Annotated in this window: 21 protein-coding genes; 5 read left to right on the top strand and 16 right to left on the bottom strand. The window is 73.7% G+C overall.

Annotated elements, in window-relative coordinates; genetic code table 11:
• Positions 1–93 precede the first annotated feature (93 nt).
• The 4 genes from ACL02T_RS19075 to rimO form a co-directional block, all read right to left on the bottom strand.
• Positions 94–909, bottom strand: coding sequence for a PspA/IM30 family protein (locus ACL02T_RS19075; RefSeq protein WP_412832070.1), 816 nt, complete (start codon positions 907–909; stop codon positions 94–96).
• Positions 910–1,254: 345 nt separating this feature from the next.
• Positions 1,255–1,626: a helix-turn-helix domain-containing protein gene (locus ACL02T_RS19070; protein ID WP_412832069.1), complete on the bottom strand. Its 372-nt coding sequence runs from the start codon at positions 1,624–1,626 to the stop codon at positions 1,255–1,257.
• Between the two features lie 154 nt (positions 1,627–1,780).
• The gene (gene pgsA / locus ACL02T_RS19065; RefSeq protein ID WP_412832068.1) at positions 1,781–2,416 is read right to left on the bottom strand and encodes a CDP-diacylglycerol--glycerol-3-phosphate 3-phosphatidyltransferase; all 636 of its coding nucleotides are present in this window, start codon (positions 2,414–2,416) and stop codon (positions 1,781–1,783) included.
• A gap of 25 nt (positions 2,417–2,441) precedes the next feature.
• Positions 2,442–3,917: a 30S ribosomal protein S12 methylthiotransferase RimO gene (rimO, locus tag ACL02T_RS19060; RefSeq protein WP_412832067.1), complete on the bottom strand. Its 1,476-nt coding sequence runs from the start codon at positions 3,915–3,917 to the stop codon at positions 2,442–2,444.
• 46 nt (positions 3,918–3,963) lie between these two features.
• On the opposite strand from rimO, the gene ACL02T_RS19055 reads away from it, so the two are divergent.
• Both ACL02T_RS19055 and ACL02T_RS19050 read left to right on the top strand, forming a co-directional pair.
• On the top strand, positions 3,964–4,461 hold the full coding sequence (locus ACL02T_RS19055) for an amino-acid N-acetyltransferase (protein ID WP_412832066.1): 498 nt from the start codon (positions 3,964–3,966) through the stop codon (positions 4,459–4,461).
• Between the two features lie 66 nt (positions 4,462–4,527).
• Entirely contained in the window at positions 4,528–5,358 is an 831-nt protein-coding gene (locus tag ACL02T_RS19050) for a helix-turn-helix domain-containing protein (protein ID WP_412832065.1), read from the top strand.
• Between the two features lie 133 nt (positions 5,359–5,491).
• On the opposite strand, the gene ACL02T_RS19045 is transcribed toward ACL02T_RS19050, so the two are convergent.
• The 6 genes from ACL02T_RS19045 to thyX all read right to left on the bottom strand — a co-directional run bounded on the left by ACL02T_RS19045 (position 5,492) and on the right by thyX (position 13,803).
• Positions 5,492–6,364, bottom strand: a complete 873-nt coding sequence (locus tag ACL02T_RS19045; protein ID WP_412832064.1) for a YceI family protein — start codon at positions 6,362–6,364, stop codon at positions 5,492–5,494.
• A 181-nt stretch (positions 6,365–6,545) separates the two neighbouring features.
• A complete protein-coding gene (locus ACL02T_RS19040) occupies positions 6,546–9,113 on the bottom strand; it encodes a DNA translocase FtsK 4TM domain-containing protein (protein WP_412832063.1) in 2,568 nt (855 codons plus the stop codon).
• Between the two features lie 302 nt (positions 9,114–9,415).
• Positions 9,416–11,089, bottom strand: coding sequence for a ribonuclease J (locus ACL02T_RS19035; protein WP_412832178.1), 1,674 nt, complete (start codon positions 11,087–11,089; stop codon positions 9,416–9,418).
• Positions 11,090–11,234: 145 nt separating this feature from the next.
• The gene (gene dapA / locus ACL02T_RS19030; RefSeq protein WP_412832062.1) at positions 11,235–12,245 is read right to left on the bottom strand and encodes a 4-hydroxy-tetrahydrodipicolinate synthase; all 1,011 of its coding nucleotides are present in this window, start codon (positions 12,243–12,245) and stop codon (positions 11,235–11,237) included.
• Positions 12,246–12,263: 18 nt separating this feature from the next.
• Positions 12,264–12,890, bottom strand: coding sequence for a TIGR03085 family metal-binding protein (locus tag ACL02T_RS19025; RefSeq protein WP_412832061.1), 627 nt, complete (start codon positions 12,888–12,890; stop codon positions 12,264–12,266).
• A gap of 160 nt (positions 12,891–13,050) precedes the next feature.
• Positions 13,051–13,803, bottom strand: coding sequence for an FAD-dependent thymidylate synthase (thyX, locus tag ACL02T_RS19020; RefSeq protein ID WP_412832060.1), 753 nt, complete (start codon positions 13,801–13,803; stop codon positions 13,051–13,053).
• 101 nt (positions 13,804–13,904) lie between these two features.
• Between thyX and ACL02T_RS19015 the strand changes: the two genes are divergently transcribed.
• Positions 13,905–14,444, top strand: coding sequence for a toxin-antitoxin system HicB family antitoxin (locus ACL02T_RS19015; protein WP_412832059.1), 540 nt, complete (start codon positions 13,905–13,907; stop codon positions 14,442–14,444).
• A gap of 5 nt (positions 14,445–14,449) precedes the next feature.
• Positions 14,450–15,355 (top strand): DUF4097 family beta strand repeat-containing protein, encoded by a 906-nt coding sequence (locus ACL02T_RS19010; protein WP_412832058.1) that lies wholly within the window; start codon positions 14,450–14,452, stop codon positions 15,353–15,355.
• A 20-nt stretch (positions 15,356–15,375) separates the two neighbouring features.
• Here the strand turns inward: ACL02T_RS19010 and ACL02T_RS19005 are convergent, their stop codons facing one another.
• Both ACL02T_RS19005 and ACL02T_RS19000 read right to left on the bottom strand, forming a co-directional pair.
• Positions 15,376–16,608 carry a winged helix-turn-helix domain-containing protein gene (locus tag ACL02T_RS19005; protein WP_412832057.1) on the bottom strand — a complete coding sequence of 411 codons (1,233 nt, stop codon included), beginning with the start codon at positions 16,606–16,608 and terminating at the stop codon, positions 15,376–15,378.
• Between the two features lie 47 nt (positions 16,609–16,655).
• Positions 16,656–17,615, bottom strand: coding sequence for an EamA family transporter (locus tag ACL02T_RS19000; RefSeq protein WP_412832056.1), 960 nt, complete (start codon positions 17,613–17,615; stop codon positions 16,656–16,658).
• Between the two features lie 88 nt (positions 17,616–17,703).
• Here ACL02T_RS19000 and ACL02T_RS18995 point away from each other — a divergent pair, with 88 nt between their 5' ends.
• On the top strand, positions 17,704–18,231 hold the full coding sequence (locus tag ACL02T_RS18995) for a GNAT family N-acetyltransferase (RefSeq protein ID WP_412832055.1): 528 nt from the start codon (positions 17,704–17,706) through the stop codon (positions 18,229–18,231).
• A gap of 10 nt (positions 18,232–18,241) precedes the next feature.
• Here the strand turns inward: ACL02T_RS18995 and dapB are convergent, their stop codons facing one another.
• From dapB to ACL02T_RS18975, 4 genes are all read right to left on the bottom strand, one after another.
• The gene (dapB, locus tag ACL02T_RS18990; RefSeq protein ID WP_412832054.1) at positions 18,242–18,985 is read right to left on the bottom strand and encodes a 4-hydroxy-tetrahydrodipicolinate reductase; all 744 of its coding nucleotides are present in this window, start codon (positions 18,983–18,985) and stop codon (positions 18,242–18,244) included.
• A 101-nt stretch (positions 18,986–19,086) separates the two neighbouring features.
• Positions 19,087–19,563, bottom strand: coding sequence for a DUF456 domain-containing protein (locus ACL02T_RS18985; RefSeq protein WP_412832053.1), 477 nt, complete (start codon positions 19,561–19,563; stop codon positions 19,087–19,089).
• Positions 19,564–19,712: 149 nt separating this feature from the next.
• On the bottom strand, positions 19,713–21,008 hold the full coding sequence (locus tag ACL02T_RS18980; RefSeq protein ID WP_412832052.1) for a M16 family metallopeptidase: 1,296 nt from the start codon (positions 21,006–21,008) through the stop codon (positions 19,713–19,715).
• 77 nt (positions 21,009–21,085) lie between these two features.
• Positions 21,086–23,344, bottom strand: coding sequence for a polyribonucleotide nucleotidyltransferase (locus ACL02T_RS18975; RefSeq protein ID WP_412832051.1), 2,259 nt, complete (start codon positions 23,342–23,344; stop codon positions 21,086–21,088).
• Positions 23,345–23,375 lie beyond the last annotated feature (31 nt).

Here is a 23,375-nt window from a genome sequence, read left to right as displayed (position 1 = left end):
CCGGACTGCGCGCCGGAGCCGGCGACGGCCGAGGCCCCGGCACGCGGACGCCGCCCGACCCGAGCGGGTGGGCGGCGTCCGGTGCGTGGGACCTCAGGCGGTGCCGGGCTGCTGCTGGCCCTGCGGGGTGCTCTGCGGGGCCGCCGGGATCTGCTGGGTCGGCTTCTCCTCCGCCCCGGAGATCGGGGTGCCGGCCATCGAGGCGCGGATCTGCTCCAGCCGGTTGGCGCCCGCCATGTCGGTGGTCGCCTGCTGCACCTCGAGCATCCGGCCCTGGACCGAGTTCTGGGCCAGCTCGGCCGAGCCGATCGCGTTGGCGTAGCGGCGCTCGATCTTGTCCCGGACCTCCTCCAGTGACGGGGTGTTGCCCGGCGCGGAGAGCTCGGTCATCTGCCGCAGCGACGCCGCGGCCTGCTCCTGCATCTTCGCCTGCTCGAGCTGGCTGAGCAGCTTCGTGCGCTCGGCGATCTTCTGCTGCAGGACCATCGAGTTGCGCTCCACGGCCTGCTTGGCCTGCGCCGCGGCGCTGATCGACTGGTCGTGCAGCGTCTTGAGGTCCTCGACCGACTGCTCGGCGGTGACCAGCTGGGTGGCCGTGGCCTGCGCGGCCTGCTCGTACTGCTGGGCCTTCTGCTCGTCGCCCTGGGCCCGCGCCTGGTCGGCGAGGACCAGCGCCTGGCGCGCCGACGCCTGCAGCTTCTCGATCTCCCCCAGCTGCCGGTTGAGCTTCATCTCCAGCTGGCGCTGGTTGCCGATCACGGCCGCCGCCTGCTGCGAGAGCGCCTGGTGCTGGCGCTGCGCGTCCTCGATGGCCTGCTGGATCTGCACCTTCGGGTCCGCGTACTCGTCGACCTTCGACGAGAACAGGGCCATCAGGTACTTCCAGGCCTTCGTGAAACCGTTGGCCATCTGCTCCGCCTACCTCCGAGTGCGAACCGGGTACCGCCGACTGTGAGCGGCCCGCGTGTGTCCCCCCGCGACCGCCGAGCGGTGCTCTGCGCCCATCGTGGCATCGCCACGGCCTCGGGTGCCACCGCGTGCGGACGATATCGGGGATCGTCCGGAGGCCGCCCCCGGGGCGACCCGGACCCAGGCTACCGGGCCCGCACGGAGGCGTGCGGAGGAGCGGACGGACCGGGCACCCGCGCACGGGGGCCGTCCACAGCCCCGTCTCAGCAGGCCCGTCTCAGCAGCCCCGTCTCAGCAGGCCCGTCTCAGCAGGCCCGTCTCAGCAGGCCGGGAACCGGACGCGGGTCAGGCCGCGGAGGCGACGGGGGCGCCCGGGCGGCTCCCGCCGAGCGCGCCGGTGCGCACCGGGGCCAGGCGCAGGTCGGTGTGCCGCTGCCCGATCGGGACCAGGGTCTCGGTGCGGCCGACGAACTCCAGCTGCTCGTCGCGCGTCATCTCGCCGATCACCTCGGCGAGCAGGTCCGGCAGCGCGATGTCGAGTGCCTCGCAGATCGCGGCGAGCAGCTCGCTCGAGGGCTCCTTGCGGCCGCGCTCGACCTCGGAGAGGTAGCCGAGGCTGACCCGCGCCGCCCGGGAGACGTCCCGCAGGGTGCGCTTCCGCAGGGTGCGGGCACGCCGGAGGCTGCCACCGATCGCCTCACGCAGCAGCAGAGCCATGCGCCCACCCTCCTCGTCGGACCCGACCGCCCCGTCCGGGGACGGGGTTCCCCCACCGTACCGAGTCCGGGCCGTCCGCGTCGCCGCGGCGCGACGGCCGGCGCGTCCGCCGTGGGCGAACATCCACGCCCCCGGACACGGTCCGGGGCGCGGTTCAGGCGCGGCGCAGTGCGGCCCGGGCCGCGGCGCGCAGCCGCACCGCGCGTAGCACGTAGTCCAGGCCGGTGACCACGGTGAGCACGACCGCCACCGCCATGAAGACCCAGCGGACGACCTCGACCGCCCCCACCGCCACGGGCAGCAGCAGCGGCAACGGCAGCACGTAGAGACCGATCGCGAACGTCTGGACCAGCGTCTTCAGCTTCCCGCCGCGGCTCGCCGGGATCACGCCGTGCCGCAGCACCCAGAAGCGCAGCAGTGTCACCCCGATCTCGCGCCCGAGGATCACCACGGTGACCCACCAGGGCAGGATCGCCAGCACGGACAGCCCGATCAGGGCGGCACCCATCAACGCCTTGTCGGCGATCGGGTCGGCGATCTTGCCGAACGAGGTGACCAGCCCCCGCCTGCGGGCGAGCTCGCCGTCCAGCCGGTCGGTGATCGCGGCGACGGCGAACAGCAGGGCCGCGACGAGCCGCCAGCCGAGGTCCCAGCCGTCGAGGTGCAGCAGGGCGAGCAGGAAGAAGGGGACGAGCACCAGCCGGACGCCGGTGAGCACGTTGGCGATGTTCAGCAGCGGGACCGCGTTCTCCGGCGAGGGCACGTGCTCCTCGGCCGGGACCGCGCTCATCGCGCTCCACCGCCGACCGCGGCGCTCATCCCGCCGTTCCCGCGGTCACGGGTCCGGTCTCCGCCGGGACCACGACCTCACGGGCCTCGACGACCAGGTCGGCGCCCTCGGCGTCGACCACCTCGGCCCGCACGAACGCGCCGACCTCGAGCGGGGAGCCCGCGAGCTCGCCGGCGACGAAGACACACTCGCCGTCGACCTCCGGCGCCTGGTGCGCGGCCCGCCCGGTGGCATCCTCGGTGTCCGATCCGGCGGTCTCCACCAGCACGACGACCTCGGTGCCGATCCGCTCCTCGGCCCGCTGGGCCATGAGCTCGTCGACCAGCGCGGAGATCCGTTCGATCCGGGCGGCGACCTCCGCCGGGTCGAGCTTGCCCTCGTAGCCGGCCGCCTCGGTGCCCTCCTCGTCCGAGTAGCCGAAGACCCCGACGGCGTCGAGCCGGGCGCCCGTCAGGAACGCCTCCAGCTCGGCGAGGTCCTCCTCGGTCTCACCCGGGAACCCGACGATCACGTTGCTGCGGATGCCCGCCTCGGGCGCGACGGCACGGATGCGCCCGCACAGGTCGAGGAAGTCGGTCCGGGAGCCGAAGCGGCGCATCCGCCGGAGCACCGCGTTCGACGCGTGCTGGAAGGACAGGTCGAAGTAGGGCGCGACCCCGTCCGTGGCCGCGACGACCTGCAGCAGGTCGGGGCGGGTCTCGGCCGGCTGCAGGTAGCTCACCCGGACCCGCTCGATCCCGGGGACGGCGGCGAGCCGCGGGAGCAGGTCCACCAGCGCGCGGGTGCCGCCGGGCAGGTCCTTCCCGTAGGACGTCGAGTTCTCGCTGACCAGCACGAGCTCCCGTACCCCGTCCCGGGCGAGCCATGCGGCCTCGGCGAGCACGTCGTCGGGGTGCCGCGAGACGAAGGAGCCGCGGAAGGAGGGGATGGCGCAGAAGGCGCAGCGCCGGTCGCAGCCCGAGGCCAGCTTGAGGCTCGCGACCGGGCCGCTGCTGAGCCGGCGGCGGGCGATGTCGGGCACCCAGGCGTGGCCCGGGATGGCGACGTCGGCACTCGCCGCCGGGCGCTGCACCGGTGAGATCGGCAGCAGGGTGCGCCGGTCGACCGGGACGTGCGCGGCCGGGGCGGAACCGGAGAGCACGTCGCCCAGCCGATCGGCGAGGTCCGGGTAGGCATCGAAGCCGAGCACGGCGTCGGCCTCGGGCAGGCTGTCCGCCAGCTCCTTGCCGTACCGTTCGGCCAGGCAACCGACCGCGACCACCTTGGCCCCACGGGCGCGGGCCACGTCGGACGCCGAGAGCAGCGTGTCGATCGAGTCCTTCTTGGCCTGCTCGACGAAGCCGCACGTGTTCACCACGATCACGTCCGCCTCGTCGGCCTCGGCCAGTTCCCAGCCGCTGCCGGCCAGCCGCCCGGCGAGCTCCTCCGAGTCGACCTCGTTGCGGGCGCAGCCCAGCGTCAGCAGGGCGGCCCGGCGGGGCGCGGCGTCTCGGGAACTCACGAGTCACAGGGTAGACGGCTGCCCGCATGATCTACGCTCCACCGCCATGGCAGCGGTGGCCGTCCGGCGGGCGCGCACCGCCGACGTGCGGACGATCAAGTCCCTCGTGGACAACTACGCGGGCAGGGTGCTGCTGGCGAAGGAGATCGTCACGCTCTACGAGTCGGTGCAGGAGTTCCTGGTCGCGGAGCTCGACGGCGAGGTCGTCGGCTGCGGCGCGCTCCATGTGCTGTGGGAGGACCTCGGCGAGATCCGCACGGTCGCCGTGCACCCGTCGACCGTGGGGCGCGGGGTGGGGCACGCGCTCGTGTCGGCGCTGATCGACGGCGCCCGCGAGCTGGGGCTCGAGCGGCTGTTCGTGCTGACCTTCGAACGGCACTTCTTCGGCCGGCACGGCTTCGCCGAGATCGACGGCACCCCCGTGTCGCAGGAGGTGTTCGCCGCGATGCTGCGCTCCTACGACACCGGTGTCGCGGAGTTCCTCGACCTCGCCCACGTGAAGCCCAACACCCTCGGCAACGTCCGGATGATGCTGAACCTGTAGCGGCAGCGCCCGCCCGCGCCGGTCGCGGAGTGCGAGGGCGTGAGCTGCGGCGATAGCCTCGCAGTCGTGACCGACCCGACCCGTCCCGAGGGCGGCTCGGAGCTGGTGTGGGCACGGCCGGCTCCGGCGTTGCGCCCCCTCGTCGACCTCTACAGCGGCTACCGCATGCCCGCCGGCGAGCCCGGAACGCACATGGGCGTTCCCGGCGGCCACCTCACCTTCCTGCTCTGCCTCGACGGCGTCGTCGACGTCCTGCGCACGCCCGACCCGGACCGCTCGCCGGGCTCCTACCGTGGCATGGTCGGCGGACTGCACGACCGCCCGGCCGTGATCGGCACCGGTCCCGCGCAGACCGGCCTGCAGCTGCGGCTGACCTGGCTCGGCGCCCGGACCCTGCTCGGCACCCCGGCGAGCGCCCTGGCCGGCGACGTCGTCGGGCTCGGCGACCTGCTCGGCCGCCGCGGCGACGTGCTCGTCGAGCGTCTCGCGGGTGCGCCGAGCTGGGCGAGCCGATTCGCCCTGCTCGACGCCGCGCTGACCCGGCTCGCCGCCGACGCCCGGCGCCCCGATCCGCGGCCGGAGGTCGCCCGGGCCTGGGACCGGCTGGCGCAGACCGGTGGCACGCTGCGGATCGAGGAGCTCGCCCAGGAGATCGGCTGGAGCCGCCGCCACCTCGGCCTGCGGTTCCGCGACGAGGTCGGCCTCTCCCCCAAGGCGGCCGCCCGGGTGATCCGGTTCGAGCGGGCCTGCGACCTGCTGCGCCGCCCCACCCGCCCCGCGCTCGCCGACACCGCCGCGGTCTGCGGCTACGCCGACCAGGCCCATCTCGCCCGGGACTTCCGCGAGCTCGCCGGGCTCACCGCGACCGAGTGGCTGGCGGAGCGCCCCGACGGCTGATCCGGCGCCTCGACGGCTGATCGGGCGCCTCCAGGACCGCACGCCGCCTGCGACGCGTGCTGCTCCTCGGTCGACGAGGCCTGGCGCCAGTACGCCTTCCCGGCCGCCGGGCCGAGGCGGTGTCGGCCCGGCGTCAGCCCTGCTGCACCGCCTGCACGTCGAGGGTGATCTCGATCGTGGAGCCGACGACGGGCACACCACGGTTGACCATCTGCTGCCAGTTCAGCGTGAAGTGCTCGCGGTGCAGCTCCGCGGTGGCGACGGCACCGGTCCGCCGGCCGTTCCACTCCTCCGTGCCGAGGAAGGTGACGTCGAGCTGGACGTCGCTGGTCAGACCGTGCAGCGTGAGGTCGCCGTCGACGATCCAGCGGTTACCGGAGCCGCGCCGGAACCGGGTGCTGGAGAAGCGCAGCTGCGGGAACCGCTCGACGTCGAGGAAGTCCGGCGAGCGCAGGTGCGCGTCGCGGGCCTCGACGTTGGTGTCGACGCTGACCGCGTCGATCACCACGTCGACGGCCGAGTCCTCGAACGGCTCGGCGATGCGGATCTGCCCGCGGAAGCGGTTGAACCGGCCGTAGACCCGCGACATGCCGATGTGCCGGGCGATGAACCGCACCGACGAGTGGTCCGGGTCGATGTCGTAGACCCCGGGCGACGGCGGGGTGAGCGACTGGTCGGGCGCCAGCGTGAGCACACCCACCTCGGCGTGCTTGCCCCACTCGACCTCGACGATCGCGCCGTTGCCGCGGTAGCCGCCGGCCTCGGCGCGTACCCGGTACTGCCCGGGGACTAATGCGGCGGTGAAGTAGCCGAAGGGATCGGTGTCGGCGCTGACGACCCGGGCGCTGCCGCTGTCGAGGACCGACACCTGGGCGCCGGCCAGCGGCCGCCCCTCGCCGTCCTGGACCTGCCCGCTCAGCAGGCCCCCGGTGAGCGGGATCGGCACGAGTGCGTTGCGGCCGGTGTCCGTCCGGCGCGCACCCTTCGCACGCTTGCTCCAGAACAATGCAAGACCTTCCGACGAGCGAGACGACCCGCACGGGCCGCCGAACACTCAACCAGAGTCGGTCACGAATCGGTGACGCCCGTCGCGACGTTTGTGGGGCGCCCCACACGTCCGCACGCCGAGCGGCTGCTCAGCGGAGCCGAACGTGCGCGGTCGAGTCACGTCCTCGCTGGTGGAAGGTTCAATCACCGTCCTCAGTGGGGGCCTCGCCGCCCCCGCCGCGCAGCAGCCAGATCACGTTCTCCAGCTCCTCCGGTTTGATGAGCACGTCGCGGGCCTTCGAGCCCTCGGACGGCCCGACGATCCCGCGGGTCTCGAGCAGGTCCATCAGCCGGCCGGCCTTCGCGAACCCGACGCGCAGCTTGCGCTGGAGCATCGACGTCGAGCCGAACTGCGAGGTCACGATGAGCTCGGCGGCCTGGACGAGGACCTCGAGGTCGTCGCCGATGTCGGGGTCGATCTCCTTGGTCCCGCCCTGCTTGGCGCTGGTGACACCCTCGGTGTAGGTCGGCTCGGCCTGCTCCTTGGTGAACCCGACGACCTCGGCGATCTCGTCGTCCGAGATGTAGGCGCCCTGCATGCGGATCGGCTTGGACGCGCCCATCGGCAGGTAGAGCCCGTCGCCCATGCCGATCAGCTTCTCCGCGCCGGGCTGGTCGAGGATGACCCGCGAGTCCGTGAGCGACGACGTGGCGAACGCGAGCCGGGACGGGACGTTCGTCTTGATCAGGCCGGTGACCACGTCGACCGAGGGCCGCTGGGTCGCCAGGACCAGGTGGATCCCGGCCGCGCGGGCCTTCTGCGTGATCCGGACGATCGCGTCCTCGACGTCCCGTGGCGCGGTCATCATCAGGTCCGCGAGCTCGTCGACGATGCAGAGGATGTAGGGGTACGGCCGGTACTCGCGCTCGCTGCCCGGGGGCGCGGTGATCTCGCCGGAGCGGACCTTGCGGTTGAAGTCGTCGATGTGCCGCACCCGGTTGGCCTGCATGTCCTGGTAGCGCTGCTCCATCTCCTCCACGAGCCAGGCCAGCGCCGACGCCGCCTTCTTCGGCTGGGTGATGATGGGCGTGATCAGGTGCGGGATGCCCTCGTACGGCGTGAGCTCGACCATCTTCGGGTCGACGAGGATCATCCGGACCTCCTCGGGCGTCGCCCGGGAGAGCAGCGAGACCAGCATCGAGTTGACGAAGCTGGACTTGCCGGAGCCGGTCGAGCCGGCGACCAGCAGGTGCGGCATCTTCGCCAGGTTCGCGCAGAGGAAGTGGCCCTCGATGTCCTTGCCCAGCCCGATCACCATCGGGTGCTGCTCGGCGCGGGCGGTGCTCGAGCGCAGCACGTCACCGAGACGGACCATCTCGCGGTCGGAGTTGGGCACCTCGATGCCGACCGCGGACTTGCCGGGGATCGGCGCCAGGATGCGGACGTTGTCAGTGGCCACGGCGTAGGCGATGTTCTTCGACAGCTGGGTGATCTTCTCGACCTTCACGGCCGGGCCCAGCTCGATCTCGTAGCGGGTGACCGTGGGGCCGCGGGTGAAGCCGGTGACCTGCGCGTCGACGTTGAACTGGTCGAGCACGCCGGTGATCGACTCGATCATCGCGTCGTTGGCGGCGGAACGGGTCTTCGGTGCCGGTCCGGTCTCGAGCACGTCCGCCGGCGGGAGCCGGTACTCGCCCTCGCCGACCGGCTCGCGGATGGCCATGGACATCTGCTCGCCCTCGGCCGGTACCTGCTCCGCGGGCGGCGTGGCCTTGACGGCGGAGGGGTCCGGCCGCGGCGCCCGGGGCCTGGGCGCGACCGCGACGTACTCCTCCTCCGGCTCCGCCGGTGGCGCGGGTGGTGCCTCGCCCACGGTGTCGTCCTGGAAGGCCTCGGCACTCGACGCCTGCCGGCGGCGCGCGGGCCGGCGCCGCGCCGGCGGTGCCTCGGCCGCGGGCTCCTCCCCGGCGAGCGGTTCCTCGTCCCCCTCGCCCTCCGGGTGGATCTCGGGCCTCCCGAGCAGCCGGCGCACCCGGTTCGGCACCTCCCGCACCGGTGTGGCCGTGAGCACGAGGAGCGCGTAGAAGCTGACGAGCAGCAGGATCGGCACCGCGACCCACACGGTGAGCCCGCTGGCCAGCGGCGTGGCCGCGACGTAGCCGATCGCGCCGCCGCCCGCGGCCCACCGCGCGGGCTCGTCCGGCGAGCCGGAGAACAGGTGCACCAGCCCGAGGACGCCGAGGGCGAGCAGCAGCGAGCCGACCGCGATCCGCGGCCGCGCCTCCGGGTGGGCGGGCGTGGTCATGAGCACGACGCCGACGGCCAGCAGGATCACCGGCAGCAGCGCGCCGCTCACCCCGAACACCGCCCCGACCCCGGCCGAGAAGCCGCGCCCGACGGGCCCGCCGGCCTCCCACCAGATCCCGGCGGCCGAGATCACGGCGAGGACCACGAACAGCACGCCGAGGCCGTCCCGGCGATGGGCCGGGTCGATGTCGCGGGTCCGTCCGGCCGCCCGCCCGGCCGACTTCGTCATCCTGACCACGCCGCGGCCCACCGCGTCGATCCCGCGGTCGATCAGATCCGGGCCCTGCCTGGGCGGGCGGCGGGCCGGGGTGCGGCTCGCGGGCTTGCGGGTGGACGTGCGGGACCGCGAGGACGACGACCGCGAGCGCGACGAGGACGACCGCGACGCCCGACCCGATCCGGCCGCGGCGCGCAGGCCGGCCCCGTCCGCGGCCCGCCCGGCCGTCCCTCGTCCTGCCATGGCGCCCACGGTAGCCGCGGGGACCGACGAATCCGGTGACCGACGCACCCCACCGACCGGACCCGGGCGTGGATCACGCAGGCTCGTCGCGAGGGCCGCGACACGGCCGCCTACGCTCGTCGCGCCCCTCAGGCACGACGACCCACGGCGTCGCGGTGACGCCCGGCCCGAGCCCTGCCGGGGACCGGAGCCCGTTCCGGGAAACGTTCGCCATCCGAGCGTCGGACGCGCTGACCGTCTGGGCGCCCGATGCTTCGAAGTCCGACGTCGCGCGGAGAGGGGTCCGGCCCGGCGGCGCCCTCCTAGACGGCGATCACCGTCGGCACGATCATCGGGCGGCGTCGGTACGTCTCCCCGACCCACTTCCCGACCACCCGCCGCACCGCCTGCGCGATCCGGTGGGTGTCGGTGATGCCGTCGTTCTCGGTGCGCGAGAGCTCGTCCTCCACCATCGGCAGGACGGCGTCGAGCGCCTTCGGGTCGTCGGAGAAGCCGCGGCCCGAGAGCGTCGGACGCGAGATGGCCCGGCCGGTCGTGGCGTCGATCGCGACGGTGATCGAGATGAAGCCGCCCTCGCCGAGCACCAGTCGGTCCGAGAGCACCCCCTCGCCGATGTCGCCGACCAGGTTCCCGTCGACGTACACCCGGCCGACCTCGACGCGCCCGGTGATCGCCGCCCTCCCGTCGACCATGTCGACGACGACGCCGTCCTCGGCGATCACGACGTTCTCCTCGGGCACCCCGGTCGCCACCGCGAGCGCCTTGTTCGCCCGCAGGTGCCGCCACTCCCCGTGCGCCGGCATCACGTTCGACGGCCGCACCGCGTTGTAGAGGAACAGCAGCTCCCCGGCCGGCGAGTGGCCGGACACGTGCACCTTCGCGTTGCCCTGGTGCACGACCTTGGCACCGAGCCGGGTCAGGCCGTTGATCACGGCGAAGACCGCGGTCTCGTTGCCCGGGATCAGCGAGCTCGCCAGGATCACGGTGTCGTCCGGGCGGATCGTGACGCTGCGGTGGTCGCCCCGCGCCATCCGGGACAGCGCGGAGAGCGGCTCGCCCTGCGACCCGGTGGAGATGAGGACGAGCTGCTGGTCCGACAGCCGCATGGCCTCGTCGAGGTCGACGAGCAGGCCGTCCGGGACGTTCAGCAGGTCGAGCTCACCGGCCAGGCCCATGTTGCGGACCATCGAGCGACCGGCGAAGCACACCTTGCGGCCGTGTTCGACCGCGGCGTCGAGCACCTGCTGCACGCGGTGCACGTGGCTGGCGAAACAGGCGACGATGATCCGCGACGGGGCCTTGGCGAAGACGTCGGAGATCACCGGGCCGATCTCGCGCTCCGGGGTGACGAAGCCGGGGACGTCCGCGTTCGTCGAGTCGACGACGAACAGGTCCACGCCCTCGTCGCCCAACCGTGAGAAGCCGGCGAGGTCGGTGAGCCGGTCGTCGAGCGGGAGCTGGTCGAGCTTGATGTCGCCGGTGTGCAGGACGAGGCCTGCGGGCGTGCGGACGGCGACGGCCAGCGCGTCGGGGATCGAGTGGTTGACCGCGAAGTACTCGCAGTCCCACGGCCCGTGGTGCAGCCGGTCACCCTCCTTCACCTCCAGCAGGTGCGGGGTGAGGTGGTGCTCCCTGCACTTGGCCGCGACCAGTGCGAGCGTGAACCGCGAGCCGACGACCAGCAGGTCCGGCTTCTGGCGGAGCAGGAACGGCACCGCGCCGATGTGGTCCTCGTGCCCGTGGGTGAGCACGAGGACGTCGATGTCGTCGAGCCGGTGCTCGATCGCCCGGAAGTCCGGGAGGATCAGGTCGATGCCGGGCGAGTCGTCGGAGGGGAACAGCACCCCGCAGTCGACGACCATGAGCCGGTCGGAGTACTCGAAGACCGTCATGTTCCGGCCGATCTCGCCGATGCCACCGAGGGCGTAGACGCGCAGGCCGCCGTCGGGCAGGGCGGGCGGCGGCCCCGCGGGCAGCTCGGCCGGGTTCGTGTTCTCCGGGGGCTCCGGTGCGCGCTCGGGACCGCGCTCACGGCGTCCCGGACGGCGGCGACGGTCGTGGCGGGAGGAGGGACGACTCACGTTGGTATATGCCTCTTCTTCTTGCTGGTCGGGTGCCGGATCAGCGGTAGGCGACCTCGGCGCCCAGGTCGGTGTCGGTGCGGGTGCCCAGCGCCCCGTGCCCGGGGTGGGCCGGTCGGGCGTGCGGCACCCGGTCGGGGTCGAGCGCGACCCCACCGGCCATCAGGTCCGCCGCGATCAGCGCGACCTGCTCCTCGGTCGCGGGCGGCAGGGGGAGCCGGGGGTCGCCGACGTCGATGCCCCGAAGGCGCAGCGCCACCTTGGAGAACACGGCGCCGCCGACCCGGCCCATGCCACGGAGCAGCGGGATCATCGCGTAGTGCAGGTTGCGGGCGCGGTCGTGCTCGCCGGCCTCGAAGGCGTCGAGCATGACGCGCAGCCGGTCGGCCACGACGTGCCCGATCACCGAGACGAAGCCGACGGCCCCGACGGACAGCCAGGGCAGGTTCACCGGGTCGTCGCCCGAGTAGTAGGCCAGCGTCGTGGTGGCGAGCACCTCGGTGCCGACGCGCAGGTCGTTGCGGGCGTCCTTGACCGCGAGGATCCGCGGGTGCTGGGCGAGCCGCTGCAGCGTCTCCAGCTCGAGCGGGACGACGGAGCGCGGCGGGATGTCGTAGAGCATCACCGGCAGCTCGGTGGCGTCGGCGACGGCGGTGAAGTGCAGGACCAGCCCGTTCTGCGGGGGTCGCGAGTAGTACGGCGTGACCACGAGCAGCCCGTGCGCGCCCGCCTTCTCGGCCTCGCGGGCGAGGCGGACGCTGTGGGCGGTGTCGTAGGTGCCCGCGCCGGCCACGACCGTCGCCCGGTCGCCGACCGCGCTCACCACGGCCCGGACCAGCTCGGACTTCTCCCGGTCCGAGGTCGTCGGCCCCTCGCCGGTGGTGCCGTTGACGATCAGCCCGTCGTTGCCCAGGTCGACGAGATGGGTGGCCAGCTCCTCCGCCTTCGCCAGGTCCAGCTCGCCCTCGGCGTCGAAGGGGGTGACCATCGCGGTCAGCACCTGACCGAACGGGCGACCCGGGGCCAGGGCCTGTGCAGAGGAGGGGGTCATGGGGGTGACGGTACCGCCCTACAGCCCGCGGCCCACGCTCTCGTACGCCTCGACGTCCGTGGCGGTGCCCTCGACCTCCACCCGCGCGGCGGCACGGCCGAAGAGGTGCAGGACGAGCTCGCCGGGGTCGCCGACGAGCGTGACGAGCCCCGGGCCCGTCCGCACGACGTGCGCGGCGCCCTCCGGGCGGCGGAGCACGACGCCGACGGGGCTGCGGCGCAGCAGGAGGCGGCCCGTGCGGGTGGCGAGCGCCCAGAGCTGCTCGTCGCGCTCCTCGTCCGACGTGCGCGGCTCCCAGCCGGGCTCGCCCCGGCGGGCGTCCTCGTGGTGCACGAAGAACTCGGCGCCGTTGGCCACCTCGTCGATCTTGCCGATGCGGTAGGGCGACCACGCCGGCGCGCCCTCGCGCAGCTCGCCGATCATCGACTCCCACGGCGTGTCGGCGTAGCTCGCCATGCCCTTGCGCGCCAGCGGGTGCAGCACGGGCACGACGATCCCCGGCGCGGCCCACGGCTGCCGCTCCCGGACGAGCAGGTGCGCCAGCAGGTCCCGCGTGGTCCAGCCCTCGCAGAGGGTCGGGCGGTCGGGGCCGACCCTCTCCAGGGTGTCGGACAGGGCGGCACGCTCGTCGGTCGCAAGGCTCACGCGATCCACGCTAGCCGCGGCCACCTCTCCGGACCACTCGTCGGGCGGCGCTCCGCTCACCCTCCCCACCGATGGTCGGGCGGCGCTCCGCTCACCCTCCCCACCGATGGTCGGGCGGCGCTCCGCTCACCCTCCCCACCGATGGTCGGGCGGCGCTCCGCTAACCCTCCGTGACGAACGGGCTGCTCGCGATCTCGGTGCCGTCGTCGAGCTTCTGGATGTCGAAGTCGGTGAAGACGTTCGACACCTCGGCCTGCAGCTGTCGCAGGCACTCGATCGCCAGCGCGCGGATCTCCACGTCGGCGTGCTCCGTGGCGCGCATCCCGATGAAGTGCCGCCAGGCCCGGTAGTTGCCGGTGACGACGATCCGGGTCTCCGTGGCGTTGGGCAGGATGGCCCGCGCCGCCTGCCGCGCCTGCTTGCGACGCAGGGTGGCGTTCGGGACGTCCGCGAAGCGCTTCTCCAAGCCCTCGAGCAGCTGCTCGTACGCCTTCACCGACGCGTCCGCCGCGTCGAGGAACATCTGGTGGAGCTCGGGGTCCTCGGCGATGACCTCCGGCTCGACCATCGCGGCGTCGCGCTCGGGCACATAGCGTTGGGAGAGCTGCGAGTACGAGAAGTGCCGGTGCCGGATCAGCTCGTGTGTGAGGCTGCGGGAGACGCCGCTGAGGTAGAAGGTGACCGTGCCGTGCTCGAGCACCGACAGGTGCCCGACCTCGAGGATGTGCCGCAGGTAGCCCGCGTTCGTGGCGGTGCGCGGGTTGGGCTTGTTCCAGGACTGGTAGCACGCCCGACCGGCGAACTCCGCGAGCGCCTGCCCACCGTCCGCGTCCGTCTCCCACGGAACGTCGGCCGGCGGGAGGAACTCGGTCTTGGCGACGAGCTGGACCTTCGGCGGGACGGTCTGCGGCATGGTCGGCAGCGTAACCGGCGGGACCGACGGAATCGGCCCGGCGTCGGCGTGACGCCACCATACCGGTTGCGTGACGTCAGGCATGACGCCATGATGGCGTCATGGACATCGGCCAGTACGTCGCGCAACTGCGGGAGGATCTCGCCTCCGCCGCCGCCGCGGGGGACGAGCAGACCCGGCGCACGGCGGCGCTCCTCGGCGCGGCGATCGGGCCGGCGGCCCGTCTCGCGATCATGAACGCCCTCTCCGACCTGGCCGCCGAAGTCACCGAGGCGCTCGGTGACCGCACCGTCGAGGTCCGCCTCGACGGCCGCGACGTCCGGGTGGCCGTCTCCGGCGCGGCGGACGAGCACGAGCAGGAGCCGCCGCGCTTCGCCCCGCCCGGCCCGGGCGACGCCGGCGACATCAGCCGCATCACGCTCCGGCTCGTCGAGCAGATCAAGGCGCAGGCCGAACAGGCCGCGGCCCAGCAGGGCGTCTCACTGAACTCCTGGGTCTCCCAGGCCGTGCAGGGGGCGCTCGCGGGCAAGCAGCGGCGCTGGGAGCAGCGCGGCCGGGGCTGGCCGCGGCCCGAGGGACGGAGCGGCCGGGAGGACACGGACGGCGGCGACGGGCGCCTCCGGGGATGGGTGCAGGGGTGAGCGCGATGACCGAACCGAACGAGGACCTGGTCCGCCAGCAGGGGTGGGACTGCTCGGAACCGGCGGAGCTCGAGGTCGCGATCGACGTCGGGCGGGTGCGGATCGAGCTGAACGACGACGCCACCGAGGTCCGCGTCGAGGTGCGCCACGACCCGGCCGCCGACAGCCCCTGGGAGCAGGGGATCACCGGGATCCTCAACTGGCTCGGCTCCGCGGGCGGGGATGTCGGCCCGGACCCGGGTGCCGCCGCGGTCCGGGCCGCCGAGCTCAGCTGGAGCGAGACCGCGCGACGGCTCGTGGTGCGCTCGACCCCGGAGCTGCCGCTCCGCGTGGTGCCGCTCGTCGTGACCGTCTGGGCGCCGGCCCGCTCGCGGCTCGCCGTGCGGACGGGCGCCGGGGACGTCACGGTGACCGGCCGCTCCGGCTGGGCCGCGGTCCGCACCGGCTCGGGCAACGCCCGGCTCGACGAGGTCACCGGCGCTCTGGAGGTCACCACCGGCTCGGGTCGCGTGGAGCTCGGGCTCGTCGGTGCGGACGCCAGGCTGCGCACCGGATCGGGTGGGATCGCGGCCGCCGCCCTCGGCGGCCCGACCACCGTCAAGGCCGGGTCCGGCGACGTGTCGTTCGGGGAGGTGCACGCCGACCTCACGCTGAAGTCGGGCTCCGGCGACGTCGAGGTGGCCGACGCCTTCGCCGGTCGTTTCGACCTCACCACGGGCTCCGGATCGATCCGCGTCGGGGTCCACTCGGGCGTCTCGGCCGAGCTCGACCTCACCTCCGGCTCGGGTCGCGCACGCAGCGACCTCGACGTGGGTGCGGTCGCCCCGGCCGAGGCCCCGCCGCTGCGGATCACGGGTCGCACGGGCAGCGGCGACGTCCTCATCACGCGCGCCGCCACCGCTGCGGCCTGAGCGGTCGGACCCACCACCACTCACCCCAGCGCCCCGACCAGTGCGTCCGTGAGATCACCCCGCTCTCCCACGACCACTCCCTCGAGCCCGAGCCACTCCGCCATGTGCCGCAGCTCGGCGGCCAGCTCCGCGGCCACCCGCGGCATGTCCGCACCCGGCTCGGCGAACGCGCCACGGACCCGGAGGGCCCCGGCAGCCCGGTCCGCCTTGAGGTCCACGCGGGCGACCAGCTCGCCGTCGAGCAGGAACGGGAAGACGTAGTAGCCGAACTCGCGCTTCGGCTCGGGCACGTAGATCTCGATGCGGTACCGGAAGCCGAAGATCCGCTCGGTGCGCTCGCGCTCCCAGATCAGCGGGTCGAAGGGGCAGAGCAGCGCACGCCCCTCGATCCGCCGCGGCACCGCCGCGCCCGGCGCCCGGTAGGCCGGCGCGCGCCAGCTCCGCACCGCGACCGGCTCGAGCTCCCCGGCCTCGACCAGCTCGTGGACCGCCCGGCGGCACTCCGCGGGCCCCAGGCGGTAGTAGTCCCGCAGGTCCGGCTCGGTCGCGATCCCGAGCGCCCGGGCGGCCCGCCCGACGAGCCCGCGGGCCGCCTCGCCGTGGTCCATCGGATGGGCGGCGAGCACCTCCGGCGGCAGCACCCGCTCCGGGAGGTCGTAGAGCCGCCGGAAGTTGACCCGGGTACCGGTGGTGAGCGCGCCGAGGCCGAACAGATACTCGCAGATCCGCTTGACGTCGGACCGTTCCCACCACGACACCCCCGGCGGCCGCGGCTTCCCCGCGGCCCCGCCCAGGGCCGTCTCCAGCGTCCCCGCGCCGACCGGGCCGAGCTCCTTGACCGCGTCGAGCACGTCCGCCACCAGCGCCGGTTCGCGGTCGGCGAGCCCCGCGTAGTGCCGCCACCAGCCCGGCCGCTTCGCCCCGGACAGCAGCAGCGGCCAGTCCTCGACCGGCAGCAGGCTCGCCTCGTGCGCCCAGTACTCGACCAGCAGCCGCGGCCGGCGCGCGGTGTGGTGCCAGGCCGCCCCGTCGACCAGGTCGCGCGGATAGGCGCCGAGCCGGCTGAAGACCGGCACGTAGTGCGCGCGCACCGCGACGTTCACCGAGTCGAGCTGCAGCAGCCGGATCCGGCCGAGGACCCGCTGCAGGTGCCGCCGGGTCACCGGGCCCGACGGCCGGGGCCCGGCGAAGCCCTGCGCCGCCAGCGCGGCCCGCCGCGCGACGTCGGCCGAGATCGTCCTCACGAGGGGCATGCTGCCAGGCCGCACCGACAGTTTCCGGGCCTGCGGCGCCGCGGACCTCAGCGCGCGGGCGGCCGGTCGGGCAGCGGCTCGGCGGTGAGCTCGTCCGGCGCCCCCGTGGGGCGGCGCTCGGCCCGCACCACCAGCACCACCGCGACGAGCACGATCACGCCGCCGAAACCCTGCAGGGCGGAGAACCGCTCGTCGACCAGCAGGACCCCCAGCAGGACGGCGATCACCGGGTTGACGTAGGCGTAGGTCGCGACCGTCGACACCGGTAGCCCGCGCAGTGCGATCGCGTAGGCGCTGAACCCGCCCAGCGTGGCGACCGCGGCCGCCGCCCAGACCCACCACGTGGCAGCCGGGAGCGCACCGAGGTCGACCCGGCCGCCGGTCGCCGTCCCGACCCCGACCATGATCAGCCCGCCGGTGATCATCTGCACGGTGGCCAGCCCGAACGGGTTCGGCGGGACCGGCAGCCGGGTCGTCGCGTAGGTGCCCGAGGCCCAGCCCAGTCCGGCCAGGACGACCAGCCAGGGTCCCCACCAGGCGCTCCCGGCGGTGCCGCCCGAGCCCGGTCCGGCCAGCACCAGCACCCCCAGCCCGACGAGGCCGACGAACACCCCCAGCAGCGTCGCCGGACCGGGCCGGTCGCCGAAGACGGTGCGCAGCACGGCGATGTAGAGCGGCACCACGGCCAGCAGCAGCGCCGCCAGCCCGGACGGGATCTGGGTCTGCGCCACGGCGACCAGGCCGTTCCCCCAGGCCGGCAGCAGGAGCCCGGAGAGCATGGTCGTCAGCAGCTGGGCCCGCGTCATCCGGAGCCCGCGCGGACCGCCGACGACGACGACCACGAGGCCGAGCACCACTCCCGCTGCCAGGAACCGGAACCCCCCGGCGAGCAGCGGGGTCACGTCCGTGATGAGCAGCCGGTTGAGCAGGTAGATGGAGCCCCAGAGGAGGTAGACGAGCGAGAGCGCCACCCAGGCCGTCCGGGCGTCGGACGGACGATCGTTCACGTCCTCGCACGCTGCCATGTCGGCGTGCGCCGGGCCAACTCCGCGGCCGGTGTCGGGCATCACGCCGGGACCCGGTACGAATGTCCGTATGGCACACGCCTCGGTCCGCCCCGCCGTCGCCGCCGACGTCGGCGAGATCGTCCGCATCCAGACCGAGACCTGGCGCGTGGCCTACGTGGGGATCGTTCCCGAGGCCGCGCTGGACCGGCTGAACAGCGACGGCGCCCGGCAGGCCTGGCAGGACGCGGTGGCGGCGGGCGATCCGTTCCACGTGTTCGTGGCGATCGAGGGCGACCGGACGGTCGGCTTCTGCGCCGCCGCGCACTACGCGGGGCAGGACGGGCTGACGATCGCCGAGATCAGCGCCCTGCTGGTCGAACCGCGGTGGGGCCGGCGCGGGCACGGCGGCCGGCTGCTCGCCGTGGCCGGGGTCGCCCTGCGCAGGGCCGGCTCGGAGCACGGCCGGGCCTGGGTCCCCGAGGCCGACACGGCCTCGCGCGCCTTCTACACCCGCGCCGGCTGGGCCGCCGACGGTGCCGTGCGGACCCTCGACACCGGCAGCGGCACCGTGCGCGAGGTCCGGTACACGGGCCCGTTGGACCTCGAACTGCGCTGAGCCGGCCCGGTCACAGGCCGAGCAGGGGTTCCAGACCGAACGTCAGGCCCGGTCGCCGGGGCACCGCGCGGATCGCCAGGAGTACGCCCGGCATGAACGACGCGCGGTTCATCGAGTCGTGCCGGATCGTCAGGACCTCCCCGGAGCCGCCGAGGATGACCTCCTGGTGGGCGACCATCCCCGGCATCCGGACGGCGTGCACGTGGATGCCGTCGACCTCGGCCCCGCGGGCGCCGAGCGGGTCGCTGGTGGTGGCGTCGGGCACCGGGCCGAGCCCGGCGGCGGCCCGCGCCTCGCCGATCAGTGACGCGGTGCGCGCGGCGGTGCCGGAGGGCGCGTCGACCTTCCGCTCGTGGTGCAGCTCGACGATCTCGGCCGACTCGAAGAACCGCGCGGCCTGCGCGGCGAAGTGCATGGCCAGCACGGCGCCCACCCCGAAGTTCGGGGCGATCAGCACGCCCTGCGCGGGCTTGTCGGCGAGCCAGCCGCGGACCGTGTCCAGCCGCTCGGCGTCGAACCCCGACACCCCGACCACGGCGTGCTGCCCGCGCTCGAGGACGTGCCGGAGGTTGTCCATGACGACGTCGGGCCGGGTCAGGTCCACCACGACCGCGGCCTCGTCCCCGGCCGAGACCGGGTCGGCCGAGCCGACCTCCGCCACGAGCTCCATGTCGTCGGCGCCGCGCACCGCCGCACACGCCTCGGAGCCCATGCGCCCCTTCGCCCCCAGCACCGCCACCCGGATCGCAGTCACGGCGCGAGCCTAGGCGGCCGGTGTCGGTTCCGGGTTGCCGGCCGCCGCGGCGTCGAGCGGCGGGACGAGCGCGCGGTCCGGGGCCGGAGCGGCTCCTCGGGTCACGCCAGGACGAGGCCCGCCACCCAGGCCGCGGTCATCAGCAGCCCCGCGGCGAGCTCGATGAGGATGCTCCATCCGACGGCCGAGAGCGCGTGTCGCGTCGACGGCCACGCCTTCGCGGAGCTGCGGAGCCGGGCGAGCTCCGCGAGGTAGACGCCCAGCACGAAGCCGAGGAACAGCCCGACGACCGGGATCACGAAGAACCCGACGACCCCCAGCACGCCGCCCGCCAGCAGGCTCCGCCCGGGCACGCCGGCGTCGCGCAGTCGCTTGCCGGGCACCAGGAACTTCGCCAGCGACCCGAGGACCAGCAGCCCACCGGCGACGCCGAGGACCCACCACCCGAGCGCGTCACCGCGCGGGACGGCCCACACCGCCACGCCCACCAGCACCACGATCAGCCCGGGCAGCACCTGGACGACGATCCCCACCAGCCCGACCAGGACCAGCAGCCCCGCGACCAGCGCCGTCACCACGCCGCCGACCCTACCGAGATCACCCCGGCGGGTCGGCACCTCCGGGCCACACGAGTCACGGGAGCACAGCGCGACTCGCCGAAGCCCACAACGCGACTCGCCGAAGCCCACAACGCGACTCGCGGAAGCCCACAGCCCGACTCGCGGGACTACGCCAGGTCGTGGAGAGCGGCGGGGAGGTCGTCGACGGTGGCGTAGGGGCCGACGACGGCGGCCGTGAGATCCTGCGCGAGCAGCTCGGCGGCGAGATCGGCGACGTGGGCGGGCGTGACCGCCTCGATGCGCGCCAGGGTCTCGGAGATGCTGCGCTGCCGGCCGTGGTCGAGCTCGGAGCGGCCCAGACGGTTCATCCGCGACGCGGTGTCCTCCAGCCCGAGCACCGTGCCCCCGCGCAGCGAGCCCTTGGCGCGCACCACCTCGGACTCGGTGAGCCCCTCGGCGGCGACCCCGGCCAGGACGTCACGCACGACCGCGACGACCTCGCCGAGCCGCTCGGGTGCGCACCCCGCGTAGACCGCGAACGTGCCGGCGTCGGCGTAGCAGGACTGCGCGGAGTACACCTGGTAGGCCAGCCCGCGCTGCTCGCGGACCTGCTGGAACAGCCGCGAGGACAGCCCACCGCCGAGGGCGGCGTTGAGCACCGCCAGGACGGGGCGGCGCTCGTCGTGCCGGTCCAGCCCGGGCACGCCGAGCATCAGGTGCGCCTGCTCGGAGTCGTCCCTGCGCAGGGCGAGCGTCCGGCGGGCGGGCAGGCGCCCGCGGCCGGCCGGGCGCGGATCGGCCGGGGCCGCCTCCGCCCCGTCGCCCAGCGCCTTCGCCGCCAGGTCGGCGACGTGCCCGTGATCGAGGTTGCCGACGGCGGCGACGACCATCCGCGGGGTCGTGTACTCCCCGCGCCAGAAGTCGTGCAGCGTCTCCCGGCTCATCCCGCGGATCGACCCCTCGGAGCCGATCACGGGCCGGCCGAGCGGGTGCGCACCGAAGACGGTCTCGTCGAAGAGCTCGCCGAGCAGGTCCTCCGGGTCGTCGTCGCGCATGGCGATCTCCTCGAGGACGACCCCGCGCTCCAGCTCGACATCCGTGTGCGCGAGCTCGGCGTTGGTGACGACGTCGGCGAGGACGTCGAGCGCCAGCGGCAGGTCCTCGTCGAGGACGTGCGCGTAGTAGCAGGTGTGCTCCTTGGCGGTGAACGCGTTCAGCTCGCCGCCGACCGCGTCCATCTCCTCGGCGATCCCCTGCGCGGTGCGCCGCCCGGTGCCCTTGAACAACAGGTGCTCCAGGTAGTGCGCGGCGCCGGCCTGGTCCGGGCGCTCGTCCCGGGAGCCGACGGCGATCCAGATGCCCAGCGCCACGGACCGCACGCCGGGTACCTGCTCGGTGAGCACGCGCACGCCGCCGGGCAGCTCCGCGCGTGCCACCCCGGCCGCCTCGGCCGCACCCGCCACGCCCTCCGGGGAGGCAGGAACGGCACTCCCGTGCGGACCTGCCGCACGGGAGTGCCGTTCCTCCGCCGCGCGAGTGCTCAGCTGGAGACCTCGGCCGGCTCGGTCTCGTCACCCGCCGGCGCGTCGGCCGGGGCGGCGTCGTCACCGGAGCCCGCGGCCTCCTCCTGCACCGGGACGAGGCTGATCTTGCCGCGGTTGTCGATGTCGGTGACCTCGACGCGGATCTTGTCGCCGACCTTGACGACGTCCTCGACCTTGCCGATCCGCTTCCCGTTGCCGAGCTTCGAGATGTGGACCAGGCCGTCCTTGCCCGGGACCAGCGAGACGAAGGCGCCGAAGGCGGCGGTCTTGACGACGGTGCCCAGGAACCGCTCGCCGATCTTCGGCAGCTGCGGGTTGGCGATGGCGTTGATCATGCCGATCGCCTCCTCCGCCGAGGGGCCGTCGGCGGCGCCGACGTAGATCGTGCCGTCGTCCTCGATGGAGATGTCCGCGCCGGTCTTCTCCGTGATCGAGTTGATCATCTTGCCCTTCGGGCCGATGACCTCGCCGATCTTGTCGACGGGCACCTTGATCGCGGTGACCCGCGGCGCGTAGGTGCTCATCTCGTCCGGCCCGTCGATCGCCTCGCCGAGCACCTCGAGGATGGTCAGGCGGGCGTCCTTGGCCTGGTTCAGCGCGGCCGCGAGGACCTCCGACGGGATGCCGTCGAGCTTGGTGTCCAGCTGCAGCGCGGTGACGAACTCGCTCGTGCCGGCGACCTTGAAGTCCATGTCGCCGAACGCGTCCTCCGCGCCCAGGATGTCGGTGAGCGCGACGTACTGGGTCGCGCCCTCGACCGTGTCGGACACCAGACCCATCGCGATGCCCGCGACCGGCGCCTTCAGCGGCACACCGGCGTTGAACAGCGACATCGTCGAGGCGCAGACCGAGCCCATCGACGTGGAGCCGTTGGAGCCGAGCGCCTCGGACACCTGGCGGATGGCGTAGGGGAACTCCTCGCGCGTGGGCAGCACGGGCAGCAGGGCCCGCTCGGCCAGCGCGCCGTGGCCGATCTCGCGGCGCTTGGGCGAGCCCACCCGGCCGGTCTCACCGGTCGAGTACGGCGGGAAGTTGTAGTGGTGCAGGTACCGCTTGTGGGTCTCGGGACCCAGCGAGTCGATCTGCTGCTCCATGCGCAGCATGTTCAGCGTGGTGACGCCCATGATCTGGGTCTCGCCGCGCTCGAACAGCGCCGAGCCGTGCGCCCGCGGGACGACCTCGACCTCCGCCGAGAGCGGCCGGATGTCGGTGAGCCCACGACCGTCGATGCGGACCTTCTCCCGGAGGATCCGCTGGCGCACGAGCTTCTTGTTCAGCGACCGGAAGGCGGCGCCGAGCTCCTTCTCGCGGCCCTCGAACTGCGCCCCGAGGGACTCGAGCACCGCGAGCTTGACCTCGTCGGTCCTCGCCTCGCGCTCCTGCTTCGGGCCGATCGCCAGGGCGGCGGCGAGGTCGACGCTCGCGGCCTTCTCGACGGCCTCGAACGCGTCGGGCTGGTAGGCCGGGTACGTCGGGTAGTCGCGGGTCGGCTTGGCGGCGACCTCGGCCAACTGCTGCTGGGCCACGCACAGGCTGCGGATGAACGGCTTGGCCGCCTCCAGGCCCTGCGCGACGACCTCCTCGGTCGGCGCCGCGGCGCCACCGGCGACGAGCTCGATCGTCTCGGTGGTGGCCTCGGCCTCCACCATCATGATCGCGACGTCGTCGCCCACGATGCGGCCGGCCACGACCATGTCGAACACGGCCCGCTGCAGGTCCTCGTGCTGCGGGAACGCGATCCACTGGCCGTCGATCAGCGCGACGCGGACGCCGCCGATCGGGCCCGAGAACGGCAGACCGGCGAGCTGCGTGGACGCGGAGGCCGCGTTGATCGCGAGCGCGTCGTACGGGTCCTGCGGGTCGAGCGAGAGGACCGTGACGACGATCTGGATCTCGTTGCGCAGGCCGTCGACGAACGACGGGCGCAGCGGCCGGTCGATCAGGCGGCAGGTGAGGATCGCGTCGGTGCCCGGACGACCCTCGCGGCGGAAGAAGGAGCCGGGAATCTTGCCGATGGCGTACATCCGCTCCTCGACGTCCACCGTGAGGGGGAAGAAGTCGAAGTGCTCCTTGGGCTGCTTCGACGCCGTGGTGGCGGACAGCAGCATGGTCTCGTCGTCCAGGTAGGCGACGACGGATCCGGCGGCCTGGCGCGCGAGGCGCCCGGTCTCGAACCGGATGGTGCGGGAGCCGAAGCTCCCGTTGTCGATCACTGCGGTCGTCTCGTGGACGCCGTCGTTCTCGAGGTCTGACATGAAGTGGTGTCTCTCCTTCGTGAAGAGCCTG

Origin of the sequence: Pseudonocardia oceanicola (assembly GCF_047200735.1) — a bacterium.
Taxonomy (GTDB): Bacteria; Actinomycetota; Actinomycetes; order Mycobacteriales; family Pseudonocardiaceae; genus Pseudonocardia.
This window is presented reverse-complemented; position numbering and strand designations above follow the sequence as displayed.